The 13794-nt window shown below is 42.6% G+C and carries 17 protein-coding genes; 10 read left to right on the top strand and 7 right to left on the bottom strand.

Annotation, left to right across the window (positions count from 1 at the left end; translation table 11 throughout):
* Positions 1-36: 36 nt before the first annotated feature.
* The 6 genes from PATL_RS03495 to PATL_RS03470 all read right to left on the bottom strand — a co-directional run bounded on the left by PATL_RS03495 (position 37) and on the right by PATL_RS03470 (position 2629).
* Positions 37-294, bottom strand: a complete 258-nt coding sequence (locus tag PATL_RS03495; RefSeq protein ID WP_011573572.1) for a hypothetical protein — start codon at positions 292-294, stop codon at positions 37-39.
* 10 nt (positions 295-304) lie between these two features.
* Entirely contained in the window at positions 305-985 is a 681-nt protein-coding gene (locus PATL_RS03490) for a DNA-methyltransferase (RefSeq protein WP_049765930.1), read from the bottom strand.
* Positions 986-996: 11 nt separating this feature from the next.
* Positions 997-1545 carry a hypothetical protein gene (locus PATL_RS03485; RefSeq protein ID WP_011573570.1) on the bottom strand — a complete coding sequence of 183 codons (549 nt, stop codon included), beginning with the start codon at positions 1543-1545 and terminating at the stop codon, positions 997-999.
* A 67-nt stretch (positions 1546-1612) separates the two neighbouring features.
* On the bottom strand, positions 1613-1906 hold the full coding sequence (locus tag PATL_RS03480) for a helix-turn-helix transcriptional regulator (protein ID WP_011573569.1): 294 nt from the start codon (positions 1904-1906) through the stop codon (positions 1613-1615).
* An 11-nt stretch (positions 1907-1917) separates the two neighbouring features.
* Positions 1918-2418, bottom strand: coding sequence for a phage regulatory CII family protein (locus PATL_RS03475; RefSeq protein WP_011573568.1), 501 nt, complete (start codon positions 2416-2418; stop codon positions 1918-1920).
* Position 2419: 1 nt separating this feature from the next.
* Entirely contained in the window at positions 2420-2629 is a 210-nt protein-coding gene (locus PATL_RS03470; RefSeq protein ID WP_041713267.1) for a Cro/CI family transcriptional regulator, read from the bottom strand.
* Between the two features lie 127 nt (positions 2630-2756).
* Between PATL_RS03470 and PATL_RS03465 the strand changes: the two genes are divergently transcribed.
* The 5 genes from PATL_RS03465 (at position 2757) to PATL_RS03445 (ending at position 7070) form a co-directional block, all read left to right on the top strand.
* Positions 2757-3260 carry a helix-turn-helix transcriptional regulator gene (locus PATL_RS03465; RefSeq protein WP_041713265.1) on the top strand — a complete coding sequence of 168 codons (504 nt, stop codon included), beginning with the start codon at positions 2757-2759 and terminating at the stop codon, positions 3258-3260.
* A gap of 14 nt (positions 3261-3274) precedes the next feature.
* Entirely contained in the window at positions 3275-3871 is a 597-nt protein-coding gene (locus PATL_RS22150; protein ID WP_011573566.1) for a hypothetical protein, read from the top strand.
* Positions 3872-3978: 107 nt separating this feature from the next.
* A complete protein-coding gene (locus PATL_RS03455) occupies positions 3979-4389 on the top strand; it encodes a hypothetical protein (RefSeq protein ID WP_011573565.1) in 411 nt (136 codons plus the stop codon).
* Positions 4390-4946: 557 nt separating this feature from the next.
* Positions 4947-5681, top strand: a complete 735-nt coding sequence (locus tag PATL_RS03450; RefSeq protein WP_011573564.1) for a hypothetical protein — start codon at positions 4947-4949, stop codon at positions 5679-5681.
* Positions 5682-6416: 735 nt separating this feature from the next.
* Positions 6417-7070, top strand: a complete 654-nt coding sequence (locus tag PATL_RS03445; RefSeq protein ID WP_011573563.1) for a hypothetical protein — start codon at positions 6417-6419, stop codon at positions 7068-7070.
* Between the two features lie 544 nt (positions 7071-7614).
* Here the strand turns inward: PATL_RS03445 and PATL_RS03440 are convergent.
* Complete coding sequence (locus PATL_RS03440) at positions 7615-8847, bottom strand: site-specific integrase (protein ID WP_011573562.1); 1233 nt, start codon at positions 8845-8847, stop codon at positions 7615-7617.
* A gap of 254 nt (positions 8848-9101) precedes the next feature.
* Here PATL_RS03440 and pilM point away from each other — a divergent pair, with 254 nt between their 5' ends.
* From pilM to PATL_RS03415, 5 genes are read left to right on the top strand one after another with little or no spacing between them, the layout of a single operon-like run.
* Positions 9102-10232 (top strand): type IV pilus biogenesis protein PilM, encoded by a 1131-nt coding sequence (gene pilM / locus PATL_RS03435; RefSeq protein ID WP_011573561.1) that lies wholly within the window; start codon positions 9102-9104, stop codon positions 10230-10232.
* Positions 10220-10801 carry a PilN domain-containing protein gene (locus PATL_RS03430; RefSeq protein WP_011573560.1) on the top strand — a complete coding sequence of 194 codons (582 nt, stop codon included), beginning with the start codon at positions 10220-10222 and terminating at the stop codon, positions 10799-10801. The genes pilM and PATL_RS03430 overlap by 13 nt, the downstream gene beginning before the upstream one ends.
* Positions 10802-11413 carry a type 4a pilus biogenesis protein PilO gene (locus PATL_RS03425; RefSeq protein ID WP_011573559.1) on the top strand — a complete coding sequence of 204 codons (612 nt, stop codon included), beginning with the start codon at positions 10802-10804 and terminating at the stop codon, positions 11411-11413.
* A complete protein-coding gene (locus tag PATL_RS03420) occupies positions 11410-11943 on the top strand; it encodes a pilus assembly protein PilP (RefSeq protein WP_011573558.1) in 534 nt (177 codons plus the stop codon). Before PATL_RS03425 ends, PATL_RS03420 begins: the two co-directional genes overlap by 4 nt.
* A complete protein-coding gene (locus PATL_RS03415) occupies positions 11936-13678 on the top strand; it encodes a type IV pilus secretin PilQ (protein WP_011573557.1) in 1743 nt (580 codons plus the stop codon). Before PATL_RS03420 ends, PATL_RS03415 begins: the two co-directional genes overlap by 8 nt.
* The last annotated feature ends 116 nt before the right edge of the window (positions 13679-13794 follow it).

Here is a 13794-nt window from a genome sequence, read left to right as displayed (position 1 = left end):
TTTGGTGTTTTTTACTGGCTGCTTTTTGGCTGATGGCTACTTGATGTATTTGTTTTGGCGTAGCCAGGTTAATGCGCTGTCTTGGGCGGCATTGCTGTAATCGGGCTCTTTGCGGATATCCGCTAAGCGGTTAAACAGTTGCTTGTTCTCGCTGTCGAGCCTGATGGATGCGTCAAGCAGGCTAACGCCATAGCTAGAATTGCAAGCTGATGCCAGCGCGTTGGCTAACACTTGTGATGAACCTGTGTGGTGGTTCTCGCTTATTTGGTTGGTGACTTGATCGATAATTTGCATGGTGTTGGCCTTACTTGGTGTTAATGATGGTGTTGGTGATTGCTGCACGTTGTTGCAGGTAGGCGTGGGCGGCGTCGCTTATGTCGGTGCCTATGGCTTTGCGGCCTAAATTGTGGGCGGCAAGTAAACCGGCACCACTGCCAAAGAATACGTCGGCTACGGTTTCGTCGATGTTGGTTGATTGCTCGATTAAGTCGGCGTAAAGCTGCATGGGCTTTTCGGTTGGGTAACCGTTGCGCACTCGCTTGTGGCGCAGTACGTCGCACATGCCTAGGTTGTTAAGCTTGCGTTTGCCTTTTTCTAAAAACATGACCCACTCGGTTTGGTTGCGGTAGTGGTAACCCATGCCCATGGCGCATTTGTCCCATGTGATGAACTTCCAGAACTTGAACCCGACTTGTTCAGCTATTGGCTTTATCAATAGGCCCGTTTCTTGGTCACACATGACGTACATGTGGCTGTTGTCGTCTAGTACGCGGTAGGCCTCTATGAAGAAGTCAAAGAATCGGTCGTTGGGAAATATGGCAAACCATGCATTTGAGCTGGCATCGCTGTTTTTTAGGCGCGTGGTAGTACCTTTGGCGCGGTGCTTTTCAAGTGATTGATACGCGGGATCCGTAACGATTAAATTAACTGATTGGTTTGGCTGCATGTGCAACCAGTCAACGGCGTCTTGTCGGTGAACGGTGATGGTGGTGCTCATTATGCTGTGCCTGTTTTTTGTTGTGGGATGCCGTCTTGGTGAAGGCCGTGCTGTTCGTTAAGTTTTTGGCGTTGTAGGTCGTAGCGCACGCGTTTTATTTCTTTTAGGCGGTCAATTTCTTGCTGTTCAACTGGGGTGGGCGGTACTAGCTGGCCTATTTCCCAGAATGCAAGTGAAAACACGCCCGCTTTTTGCATTTGCACTATCAGTTGTTCAAAGCGTTGCAGGGCGATAAACACTTGCTGGCGCTGTGCGCCTGTTAGGTCTGCTACGTCTTTGGGTAGGTCGTCACGTTTTAGGTGTGCGGCCATGTATAGGGCTTTTTTAATTTGTGGGTCTAACCCGGCGAATATCAGGTTTAGGCTTTTTTCCTTGCCGCTTTTTAACTGGTCTTGCAGGGTGTTTACCCATTCGCTTGGGCTTTTGTGCGGTGCCTTTTTGGCGGCTGCATCGCACGAGGTAAACCATGAATCAATGGCGTTTTGTGGGGTTCGAGGTGCATTGAGTGGCAATACATCCCCGACGAGCGCGGTATTGTTTTTCATCATATTGACCTTTTTGGTTAAAAAAGGCAGTGGGCGAAACCATAAAACCCACTGCCAATGCAGGACCTAATTAAGCGGTGCGCTTTTGACTCGCGAGTGCGTGTAAGTGTTGTTGGCCATAGCGTTGATGCCAGCCGTGGCACCCTAGCTTTTGCCATTCGTTTAGTTCGCTGTCCCAGAACGCGACGCGCCCCGGTGATGTGTTGTGTTTAGGCGGGAATTGGCCGGCGGCGACCATGTTTTCAATGGTGCGGGCTGACACTTTGACTTTTACTGCGGCTTCTTTGACGGTGACGTGGCGATCGGTGTCGGTGATTTCTTGGCCGCAGGCATTAAGAATAGGTTGGTGTTTGATAGGTGACATGGCGGGCGTCCTTAAGCTGATTTTATTTTGGTGGGGAATTGGCGCACTTGGCTTGCTACTTCGGCGTCAAGGTTCATTAGGCTGCTGACCATTGCCATAACGCGGCGCTGTATGGCGTTGCGTTCTTCTGGGTCGATGATGCCGTCTTTGCGGGCTTGGCGTAATTCTTCGCTGATGTTGCCGAAGTTTTCAGCCACCAATAGAATTTGGTCGGTTAACTCGTCGTCTGACACGCTGCCTTGGGGTAAATCAAACATGGCTTTGCCACGCAGTGCTGCCCATGCTTCTAACTGGCGGTCGTCGTCAAGCTCTTGTGATAGTGCAACGGCGTTTTCAAGGGTTTGGTGATTGGTTTCGCAATCTGGGTTTAGTTTGTTGCGTGCCACACCTGGTGAACAATGCATGACCTGCGCACAGATAGCGTCTTTGTATTCAAGCAGGAAGGTATAGCCCACCCCGATTGGGTCAGTACATGCAAGTTTGCTTTTCTTTAATGAGACTTTGCTTTTCATGTTAGCTAACCTTAGTTTCAGGATGGTGGTGACAAGGAGGTTGTTTTTTTGGCTCACGCTTTAGCTTTCCCTCGGTTAGTAACTCGATTTCGCACTGGCGAAGATAAGGAGGGTATTCTTTCCACTGCGATATAGTTGAGTGGTATACACCTAGCGCAGCGGCTGTAGCGTTTACACTGCCAAAATGCTTGAGAACGGCTGAAGTTTTCATTTAAAGCACCTGTTAAGACTTGGTCAATTGATTTATTTTGATCATTATAATTGATCACGTTAAATCAAATGTCAAACAGTTGACTTTAAAATATTCCTATTTTTTAAATGGATGTTATTGTTCAGTGATGAATACAGGTGATTTAGTTCGACTAGTGAGGGGGCACAACGGCCTTTCACAAACTGACTTTGCTAAGAAAATAGGTGCTTCTAGGTCATCCGTTAACCAGTGGGAAAATAATTACCACAAACCTAAGCTCGAAAATGTTTTGACCATAATTGAGCATTTCAAACCAAAACAGAGTTTATGCGACCGCTTACTGGCCAGCGTCGGCCACTTTTCAGATGACACGTTCGGTCTATTGAGCAGCAACTCTCTACTCAAAAATCAAATTGAATCTGCTTCTTCAAAATCTTCTATTGATTCTGAAAAGGTCACATCTGAAGTCGTTAATGCGCTTTTCGATATGGTGATTGCTGGTGAGATTACGTTTCGCAAGGGAGCGGATCCGAAAGTTACTGCAGAACATATATACAGAAAGTTGGTCAGCAGTGGCTCCATAGAACTCGCATCAAATGCTGTTTATCTCACCCCTGAGGAAAATGCTTCTTTAAATTTAAAACAACGCTAAAAGGGATTTTATTTATGTTTTTAATTTATGCTTTTGCCGTGATGGTATTGGCTTTTTACTTTGGCCGATTGTCTTATAAGCGCTTCAGCAATGAGAAATATGGGAGGTTTGTCAGGTTACTCGGTGGAATTGCAGTAGGCATCATCGTCTACTTGGTATTGTCACTTATAGGAATTCTTATTTTCGGTCAGTATACCCCAGATGAACCTTTAACCCCTCCAGCTCAAACAGAAATAGTTCAGAACCCCGTTGTGAATTCGCAGTCTGAAGTAAAGCCCTCAAGTAATAGTGAAAATACTCCTTGGTATACTGGCAATTTCATTGGTAATCAAAATGGCCTTACTTGGCAAAAAGCAAGCTACGCGGATAAGTTAGCGACGAGTGCCGATATCATTGCTTTCTTCTGGGACGAGGATAAATTGAGCCAGTCAGTTTTGAATCGCTTTAGTAATATGGATGAAGTAAAGCCATTAGCCATCGAATTGATGAATGAGTTAGATACGGCATTCAAGCAAGCCGATACTGAACAAGATAATATTAAATTATTTACTAACCAAAAAGTTAGCTCAACCGCAGTGATTATTCTTACTATGAAAGGTTGGATTAAGTGATGACAACCCACCCTTTAGTCTCTGTTCTATTACCATGTTGACTGATGAAACGACCAAAGATAAGAAACTGCTTTGTAAATAGCTTCAACTTAAAAAGGATTTTTGATATGCGTGCATTCGTTTTATTCACATTTTTTTCATTCCAGCTGTTTGCTGCCGATACCCCAACACCGAGCGAAGTAGACAAAGTTTTAAGCAAGGGCGTTTTTCATGTCACTAAAGTTGAAGGGTATACGATCAATAACAACCCAGCCGAGACTTTATATGTTGGTGCGGATGATGGAAAGTATTTAAGCCTTACCTATGCAAAAGAGTTTTTCACAAGCGCTGACATACATTTACTAGGTAGCCCAAAGGACCCTAATTACAATGTAGAACTTAATTGGGATGGTGACACTTACATACTCAGCTATAGACACAAAACCTACTTTGAAATGAAAGTAGATAAAGATAATAAAGCGTCTTTCAATGGAAGGTTGTTCAAAATTGGTTCTGATAGTGAGTTCGTTGTTTTCTAGTTTAACTTTATTAAGCTACGATATTGTCTCTTTCTTTTTACCAGTCAGATGTGCTTTTTAAAAGTTAAGTGCCGATTTTAAATTACCGGCTTTCACTCGGATCTACATGACGCCTGAGTGCAATATTGCAGATCTTCTGCCATTAGCTTCGTCTGAATCATAAATTCTCATTTAAACGGGTAACATATTACATGACTCGCTAAGTATTTCGCATTGAAATGACTTGTATAAAAAAACAGGCCTAATGAGATGTAGTATATTATATCTAAGCCGCCTTCAACTATATAATATTGTTTAGTCTCAGTTTTTCCAATTCGGTAACGCATTGATCTAATTATGAAAAATATTTTACATAGTATTTAATAGGAAGTAGTAATGTTGCGCTATGTGTTGGTCTCCTTTTGCCTTTTAAACTCTTCGTGTATTGAAAGCTTTGTAGTGAGGAACACTTAGTAAAATCAGAGGTAGGTACTGAGTATGACGAGTTTGAACATCAATTCGAGAAGTCACTTACGCGGCATTCTCAATAATAAGCGTTAACTTTCATGGAGAGAATCGTGTCATTCGAACCTACATCTGATAATAATTATTACATGTTGACTAAAAAACAGCACTTCCATTTAAAAGCTATTTTAAAAAGGTTTACTTCAAATAATCTATTGCAAGTCAATTTTAAAGGAGCTGAAACTAAATCATTTGGAGTAAAAGGGAAGTGTTTTCTTGGCAATAGAGCATGGTCACAAGAATGTGAAAGCTTAGTGAGCCACCCAATAGAGGAGAAATTTTTAACAGAAGTTAAACGAATTGAAAGCGGAAATAGTATTTCAGATCATGAGGCCATTTCTCATTATCATTTGTTATGGTATTTACGTTGGCAGTATTCCATAAATGAAGCAGAGGACTCACAGTTATTTAATAACGTTCCTTGTGTAACATTAGATAAAAATACTGAAGAGCTTATTGAGTCATTAGGTAAAGTTCCTGTTAGATCTGGTGGTAAAATTGCGGGAAGGTTTACCGCTACTCAAGAAATTAAAAAATTACTCACCGATAATAAGGATCTTTATTCGGGATATCAGTGGCAAGTCTTAGAGTCTAATGGGGAAAAATTCATATCGGCTGATTGCAATGGAAATTCGATGGGTATGGCAATATCCCCAAAGTATTATTTAAGGGCTGTTAAAAATATTGAAGAAGAACATCGAGTAATCAATAATGCTGAAGTTCATGAGATTAACCGTAAATCAATTGAAATTGCACAAAATTTTTATTTTGGTTGTAATGAAAGCTAATCGGATAGCTGGAGGTCACTAACCTCCAGCTCCAACCTATCCCAATGCTGGTTTCTGCTTTCGCGCCAACGATCCTAAGCCCAGTCGGGCATGAAGGTGTTGAGCTGCACAGGCACCTCACTGACCTTTAGGTTCAGGCCCTCATCATGTCCCAACCATTACGATGAGCGTTTGGCTACTATGCCCTTTGCTGACTTTTGCTTAATAACCAACAGAGTTACCCTTGTCGACGCTATCGGTTTTATCTCATTCGCTCCTTTGAGTTGATGACACTCAAAGGACGAGACACTTGTATACCAGTGTCTCACTGGTGAGTTACCGACCGCTGGTTAAGCAGATATCTGGAAGGGCGGACTCACCGAAGCTAAGAGCATGAACTTTCACTGCACTGATGCATCATTTGCGGTGACCGTTAGAACACATGGTTTCGTCACATTGTGCCAACTCAACTTTAGCCTATGCCTTATATGAAGTTCTTGTTCATCAGTTCGCAGCTTTGCGTCCGGCTTCCTCCAGACCAGACCTCGCAGTCAAGCCCTTGCCATTCGCTAATAGTTAACGTTTAATAACAACACGTTAGTTAAAAGGTGTTCCTCCTACAGGTGACTTTCATCTGGGGCGGCCTCCACTCATTAGTTAATGCCCATGCTGGGCATACACAAGAACTTCAAACGGAAAAATACAGTTGGCTGTTTTCACTCCGCTTAAGTAAGTATTATACGTAAAGGAAATTCGGTGGAATCAGTATATTTATATATCCAACAAAATCCAGATTATTTTGCTTGGATTTTTTGTGTGTTGAATGTTCTCTGGGCTGGTTATGTTTACTTCAATAAACAGAGGCACGATAAAAATCTAAAAGAGTTACAACACTCTTTGAACCTTGATCTCGAAAGAAGAAAAAAAATTTTTGAATTAAAAATTTCACATTACGAGCGTTATGTGAAAATGCTTGATGAATTTGGTAGAAAATATCAATCAGAATTGTTCAATAGAATGCAGCCAATATTTGCACGTTATATGGCTGAAATGTTGGATTGTGAGACAGAAGTAGAAAAGAGCGCAGCATTAAGTCAATTTAGCATGCAAGTTATGGAACTAATGAGTGAAAGCATGAGGGAATATGCAATTTTAAAATCAGAGTCTAAATCTCTTAAATTGACTGCTAGTGCAGCGCTGATAAAAACATTCGAAGAATTAGAAAGTTTAGTTGAACACTCTATAGAATCAGCAAAAGAATTTATAAATCAGTTTCCTGTATTAATCATGTCAAATAATCAGACTGATATGCAAACTAAGCAAGGTATTCTCAATGGCCAAGGCCAAGATATTCAGCTTAAATCAAAAGAGTTAGAACAGCAGATGCGGATAGAGTTAAACGAAATTTAAGTCTAACAAGTTGCTCAAAGGAACAAAACAGTTAGTTGCATTTTACTCGTTCCTCACTTATTTTATTGCCGCTTAGCAAGCGCGTTATATTTCTAGGGAAAATTAGTGGAGTATAATGATTTATCAATTTCAATCTTTAACTTTATAGCTATTGGATGTTCAACCATTGATGGTTCAGATCAAATTAGTTGGCAGTATTATTAGTACGCTATCAGCCGAAACATACAAGAACTTCAAATGGAAAAATGCAGTTGGCCGTTTCACTCCGTTCGCAATCTATGTCAGATCGAATGATGGCTAACTCATCCTGTTTCTCTGAGTTCGATATTTGGCTGGAAGTTGTTCAAATCTCTTTCCCACACTCGATATTCAGCGATCTTAACTCTGCTGTCTTCAATAGACCGTATAACCTTGAGTCTGGAAATTAATTTGTAGGCTTCGAAATGTTTTGCGTTGGTTACTTGTGGGTACATCAATGGCAACTCCGTTAATTGATGTAATTAAACCTTACGACTTTTTAAATCGAATACAAGCGAAATATTTACTAGAAAACAATATTTTTCAAATATCCGGTCCAAAGCTCCATTGCTTGGCGTTTTTCTGTTAGGTAGTCGTAGCGGTCATAGCTGATGGTTGCGACGTCTTTTTTGTAGTGTTGTTGCAGCATGTCGCGGTGTTCTATGTTTACGCCTGCTTTGCTCATGAGTGTTTTGCATGTGCGGCGTATATCTTGATTTATGAACCATTCAAATTCTGGGTTGTTGGCTAACCATGAGATCAGGCCGTTTCTTAGTGACCGGAGTGTGATGCTTTGTTTTGGGTTGCGGGCACTTGGGAATAGCCGCCCTTCTTGGCTTCTAAATTTCATGCAGTCGTTGAACTGCTCAATAGCAAAGTCACTTAGCGGCACTACGTGGTTCCCCCGTGGAGTGACTTTTATTCTTTCGACCGGTATTTCAAACAGGCGTTCTTTTAAATCAAATTCATGGTCGAAAGCGTGGGCTACTTCGATAATTCGTTGACCGGCCAACGCCATATTCAACCTGAAATACCGGTTAAACCTTGGGTGCATGTCTTTTGCGTGCCAAATGGTGCGCACTTCTTCAGGTGTTAAAAACCGTTTACCTGCTTTTTTTTGGTGTTTTAGGGTTATTTCGCGGGTGGGGTTTGTGGTGATATCAAACACTTTTGGTTTACCGAAACGTTCAGGGCCGTTGTCGTAATCAATGCCATATTTAAACATCATTGAAATGGCTGATTTTAGCCCTAGTGCAGCGTCTTTACTGCCGCGATTATACACTGGGTAAATGATGCTACGACACATGTCTGGGGTAAAGTCCGCTGCCGCCATGTTTAAATCAATTTGGTTTTCAAACGAGGTGGTTAGGTAGCTTGATACCGTTTCGTAACTGGCTATTTTTCTGTTTGATTTGTACCACTTCATAAAATCTAGGTACAAGGTGCCAAGCGAACCCAAATTTCGGCGGTCGACTTTGTCGGGGTGTTTGGGATCCCTTCCATGTTTTACGTAAGTAGATAATTCAGAAAAGGCAATTCTGGCATCACGCAAACTTAAGTCACCAGGGTGTGAACTGAATTTACCAAACTCGTAGCGTTTACGTTGCTTGTTTAGGTAGTACTGAATTTGAAATTTCTTGATACCGGTTGGGTAAATATTGAGTTGTAACCGGCTTTCGCCACGTTCACCGGTTGTTTCGGTAACCGTGTATTTTTTGTCTTTTGGCTTAAGTCCTTTTAGCTGTTTATCTGTAAACATGCGAGATCCTTTACTGACACTATTGACCGGTTGTAGTGTCAGTAACGGCTTCAATTAGCTATATTTAGCTATAATTCGCTATTTCACATGACCACATAACATCCGTATTTTGCAACGCTTTGCAGCGTTTTAGCGCATTCTACATTGTAACCACTCATGTTTTATACCTAAGTACCGTTATAAGAACCATAAATAATTAAAAATTAAGCAATAATACTAACATCCCGCTTTGTATATTTGCATCGGAACCTTACGTGTTTAACAAATTATTGGCTAAAAAAGCGCAGCACCTTATTGGACTCGACATCGGCACCCGCTATGTTAAGGCCGTACTGCTTGAGCAAACCAAGCAAAGCACCACTGTGCTAGCCATCGCTTGCGAGCCAATCAATGGCAATGCTTTTGCAGAAAGGGAAGTTAAAGATTACGAAGCACTAAGCCAAGCATTGAAAAAAGTAAAACTTAGCCTAAAAACGAAAGTGAAACAGGTGGTCATAGCCGTATCTGGACCAGCCGTTATTAATAAACTTGCTTACATGGACGACGATTTAACGGATGTTGAACTTGAAAGCCAAATTGAGCTAGAAGCCGACAGCTTGATCCCGTACCCTCTTGAAGAGATTTACTTAGATTTTGAAAGGCTCGCTCCCAGCGTTAATTACTCGGGAAAAGTGGAAGTGCTACTCAGCGCCGTTCATAAAGACATGCTTGATTCTCGGCTTACACTTTTAAACGAAGTGGGCTTTGAACCCAAAATTTCAGATGTTGAAGTATACGCTCTCGCCAACGCATTGATGCACTTTTCCCATCAACCATCGCCCGTCAAAACACCGCCCCCTAACGATAGCGATATCATATCTAGTGATGAGCAAAGCAAAGTAAAAAATGAAGTTCGATGCTGTATTAACATTGGAGCATCGCAAATGCAGTTTTGCGCCGTTACAGATGACAACATTCTGTACACCAAGGAGCACAACTTTGGTTTTGATGCGCTTACCCAAGACAGCTGCTCGAACTTTAATTTAACTCGGGTTGAGTACGATCAAAAGCTGGTGTCCCATTCTTTACCGGTAAATTGGCAGCAAGAATGTTACGTACTTTTCCATGCCAACTTACAGCAGCATATCACCCGGGCAATTCAAATGTATGTGAGCGCATCCCACCAGCCTTCTCCTAAGCACCTTTTCATTTGTGGGGCAATTGGCCCATTTCCCGCTTTAGCTGATGAGCTTGCCCAAGACTTAGGTATTAGTGTGAATGTTTTTAATCCCTTAGCTGATATGCAAAGCGATGAAAAGAGTGCCAAGCTTATCGCCGCTCACGGAGCTAACTTTGCCATTGCCACCGGATTGGCATTCAGGAGTTTTTCACCTTGCCACATATAAACTTGCTGCCTTGGCGCGAAGCCCAGCGTCAACAACACAAGAAAAACTACCTAACCATGTTAGTGGCTATCGGCGTGTCTATGGTGTTGTTGATGTTTGCAGTCAGTAAAACCATGGATAATCTTATTGCCACTCAAGAAAATCGGAATCAGTTTTTAACCGCAGAGCTAGTCAAAATCGACGCGCAAATTGGTGAAATTAAACGCATAAGACAAAGTAAAGACGCTATCGAGCAGCGTATGACACTTATCGAACAACTAGAAGTAAGTCGCAATGCAGCGCCTATTGTGCTCGATGAGTTGGCTCGTGTGGTGCCCCCGGGGGTATCTTTTGCGCGCTTTTCTCGCACTATCAACCGCGTAGAAATCAACGGCGTCAGTGATTCAAACAATCGTCTGGCGAATTTCATGCGTAATGTGTCTGACTCAACAGTGTTCAATGACGGTGAGTTGTCTTCCATTGTGGCTGATACCACAGCAGCTGATGCCGTAAGCGAATTTAAACTCAAGTTTAACATTAGCCCCAATATCGCCCCTGATTTTAATCAACCACAAGGGGAAGCAAAATAAATGCAATTTGATGTTAAGAAGCTCAAAGAACTCAACGAATTAGATTTTGATCAAATAGCCGCTTGGCCATTTGAGGTGAAAACCGTTGTTGCGTTATTTGTTGCTATCATTGCGTTGATCGGGGGGTACTACACCTTGGTAAAAGACAAACTTCCTCTGCTTGAAAAAGTCCAATTACAAGAGGTCGATTTAAAAGCAAGTTATCAAGGCAAATACAACATAGCAGTAAACTTACCCGCTTATCAGGAGCAGCTTAAGCGCCTTGAAAAAGACTTTTCTTCAATGCTTAAGTCATTACCCACCAGTAACGAAACGCCAGGATTACTTGACGACATCACCTTTGTGGGCACTTCTGCTGGTCTTACTTTCAAACTGCTCAATTGGCAAAAAGAAGTCCCGAAGGAGTTTTACACCGAACTGCCCATCCAGATCGAAGTGACAGGTAACTATCATGCATTTGGCAAGTTTGTTTCTGATATTGCAGCTCTTCCACGGATCGTGACCGTGCATGATTTTGAAGTGAGTCAGGAGGTATCCAATTTAAAGCTAACGTTAGCAGCCAAAACCTATCGGGCTGAATTGACTGAATCACGAGCGGATGCAAACAAATGAGAGCGTTGATAGCGATTACAATGCTCTTCATACTGGCAGCCTGTTCAGAACAAAAACAAGATTTAAACGCCTATATCGCGGATGTTAAAAGCAACACACCGGTGAATATTGAGCCCTACCCTGAATTTACCACATCACCAGCCTTTGCCTATTCGGCAAATGAAATGCGTAGTCCATTCCAGCGATTGAAAAATGTACCGCAAGCTGAAACGGCAGCAGCAACAACCAGTTGCCCTCAACCGAGTACGGCACACGTTAAACAACCCCTAGAGCACTACGGAATAGATGCTATGGCGTTTATTGGCACCATCAATAAAAACAATAAGGTCTGGGCCTTAATTCAAACCAACGAAGGCCGATTATACCGTGTGACCAAAGGTGATTATCTTGGACTTTTTTATGGCAAGGTCTCAGCAATTAAAGATGGAAAAATCACCTACACTGAAATGTTGCCTGATGGAACAGGTTGCTGGCAGCAAAAACAAGCAACCTTGTCGATGAAAGACAATGCAGGAGAGAACAATGGCTAGTCGCCACTTTTTACATTCCAAAAAATTGCTGTGCGTATTCGCCATTGCACTTTGCGCTTTATGGCATTTACCTAGTCTTGCACAATCTGATGCGGTGCTCGTTGACCCTGTTGCTGCACTTAACGAACTGACCACTAATCAGCTAAATGACATACAATTTACCCGCTCAACTGAAGGGTACGGCGTGGTGACCTTGAGCTTTAACAATCAGCGAATTGCTCCTCAATTAATCGCATCGAAGCGAAAATTGACCCTCACCCTACCTGACACAACACTAGCGCCTGATCAGTTCTTTACCTTAAATGTGGCGGAATTTTCCACACCGATTATAGAAATAGACACCCTCGCAAGAAAAGGGGCCAGCGTTTTAGAATTCAACTTACTCGAAGATGTGGTGTTCACCCACAGCAAGAATCAAAATCAATTAGTGCTGACTATTAAGCCCAAAGCAACTGAGCAACAACAAAGTGCTTCTGTGTATAACGGCGAGCCCATTTCACTGGATTTCCAAGATGTACCAGTGCGTAATGTGTTGCAAATCATCGCTCAAGTTAATGGCTTTAATCTGGTTACTACGGATACGGTACGCGGCAATGTAACCGTCAGTCTAAATGGCGTACCTTGGGATCAAGCACTCGATATGATTCTGAAAATTCGCGGCTTAGATAAGCGCTTAGAAGGCAACATACTACTTATCGCCCCATCAGAAGAGCTCGCATCCAGAGAAACCCAGCAATTGCAAAACCGCCAACAGGTAGCTCAGCTCGCTCCCCTTATTTCCGCTAATTTACAAATTAACTATGCAAAAGCCAAAGAAGTAGCCGGTATTTTAAAGAATACCGATAGCAGCATTTTAAGCCCAAGGGGCAGTGTTGCCGTTGATGAGCGTACTAACACCGTATTACTCAGAGACACGCAAACTTCTATTGATGAAGCGAGAAAGCTCATTCGCGCACTAGACATTCCCGTTAAACAAGTTTTAATCGAATCACGCATGGTTACAGTGCGCGATAACGCTGGTGAACAACTTGGCGTACGCTGGGGTTTTAGTAATAACTCTGGTGACACAGCTACATCTGGCTCTATCGAAGGCGCCGATACACTTAGCAGCGGCGTAGTGCCGTCTATTGATAATCGGCTAAATGTTAATCTTCCCGTTACCAATCCAGCGGGTAGTATTGGCATTCAAGTCGCCCGCTTAGTGGATGGCACCATATTGGATTTAGAATTATCCGCCCTTGAATCTGAAAACAAGGGTGAAGTTATTGCCAGCCCGCGTATTACGGTGGCTAATCAACGTGAAGCCTACATTGAGCAAGGGACCGAAATACCTTACGTACAATCCACGTCTAGCGGTGCTACGTCCGTCGAGTTCAAAAAAGCGGTACTGAGTTTAAAAGTCACTCCACATATCACCCCGGATCATAGAATTATTTTGGACCTTGTCGTTACCCAAGATACTCGAGGAGACACAGTCAATACCTCAACGGGTTTAGCCGTCGCGATTGATACCCAAGAAATCAGCACCCAAGTACTGGTCAATAACGGGGAAACTATCGTACTTGGGGGCATTTTTCAGCAGACGACAACTGATGATGTAAGCCAAGTTCCGCTACTTGGGGACATCCCAGTCCTTGGACATCTGTTTAAAAACACCCAAACCGTCAATGAAAAGCGTGAATTGCTGATTTTTGTCACGCCTAAAATATTGCTTGATGACCTAGCTCTAGAATGAGCTATTCTGCGAGTTACATGACTTGCAAGCCAACAAAGCCAGCGCACATGTACACGTAAAACACACTTACTAGCGATTTAAATTTCACCTAGACTTAACAAAGCTTGCAAATTTCA

Origin of the sequence: Paraglaciecola sp. T6c (assembly GCF_000014225.1) — a bacterium.
GTDB classification, from domain to species: domain Bacteria; phylum Pseudomonadota; class Gammaproteobacteria; order Enterobacterales; family Alteromonadaceae; genus Paraglaciecola; species Paraglaciecola atlantica_A.
The sequence above is the reverse complement of the archived record's forward strand: the minus strand, read 5'-3'. Positions and strand labels throughout refer to the sequence as shown.

What these genes read in the sequence shown, in the direction of transcription:
- PATL_RS03495 (WP_011573572.1), bottom strand. Translation starts at nt 294, where the DNA reads ATGCAAATTATCGATCAAGTCACCAACCAAATAAGCGAGAACCACCAC.
- PATL_RS03485 (WP_011573570.1), bottom strand. Translation starts at nt 1,545, where the DNA reads ATGATGAAAAACAATACCGCGCTCGTCGGGGATGTATTGCCACTCAAT.
- PATL_RS03480 (WP_011573569.1), bottom strand. Translation starts at nt 1,906, where the DNA reads ATGTCACCTATCAAACACCAACCTATTCTTAATGCCTGCGGCCAAGAA.
- PATL_RS03475 (WP_011573568.1), bottom strand. Translation starts at nt 2,418, where the DNA reads ATGAAAAGCAAAGTCTCATTAAAGAAAAGCAAACTTGCATGTACTGAC.
- PATL_RS03470 (WP_041713267.1), bottom strand. Translation starts at nt 2,629, where the DNA reads ATGAAAACTTCAGCCGTTCTCAAGCATTTTGGCAGTGTAAACGCTACA.
- PATL_RS03465 (WP_041713265.1), top strand. Translation starts at nt 2,757, where the DNA reads ATGAATACAGGTGATTTAGTTCGACTAGTGAGGGGGCACAACGGCCTT.
- PATL_RS22150 (WP_011573566.1), top strand. Translation starts at nt 3,275, where the DNA reads ATGTTTTTAATTTATGCTTTTGCCGTGATGGTATTGGCTTTTTACTTT.
- PATL_RS03455 (WP_011573565.1), top strand. Translation starts at nt 3,979, where the DNA reads ATGCGTGCATTCGTTTTATTCACATTTTTTTCATTCCAGCTGTTTGCT.
- PATL_RS03440 (WP_011573562.1), bottom strand. Translation starts at nt 8,847, where the DNA reads ATGTTTACAGATAAACAGCTAAAAGGACTTAAGCCAAAAGACAAAAAA.
- PATL_RS03425 (WP_011573559.1), top strand. Translation starts at nt 10,802, where the DNA reads ATGCAATTTGATGTTAAGAAGCTCAAAGAACTCAACGAATTAGATTTT.
- PATL_RS03420 (WP_011573558.1), top strand. Translation starts at nt 11,410, where the DNA reads ATGAGAGCGTTGATAGCGATTACAATGCTCTTCATACTGGCAGCCTGT.
- PATL_RS03415 (WP_011573557.1), top strand. Translation starts at nt 11,936, where the DNA reads ATGGCTAGTCGCCACTTTTTACATTCCAAAAAATTGCTGTGCGTATTC.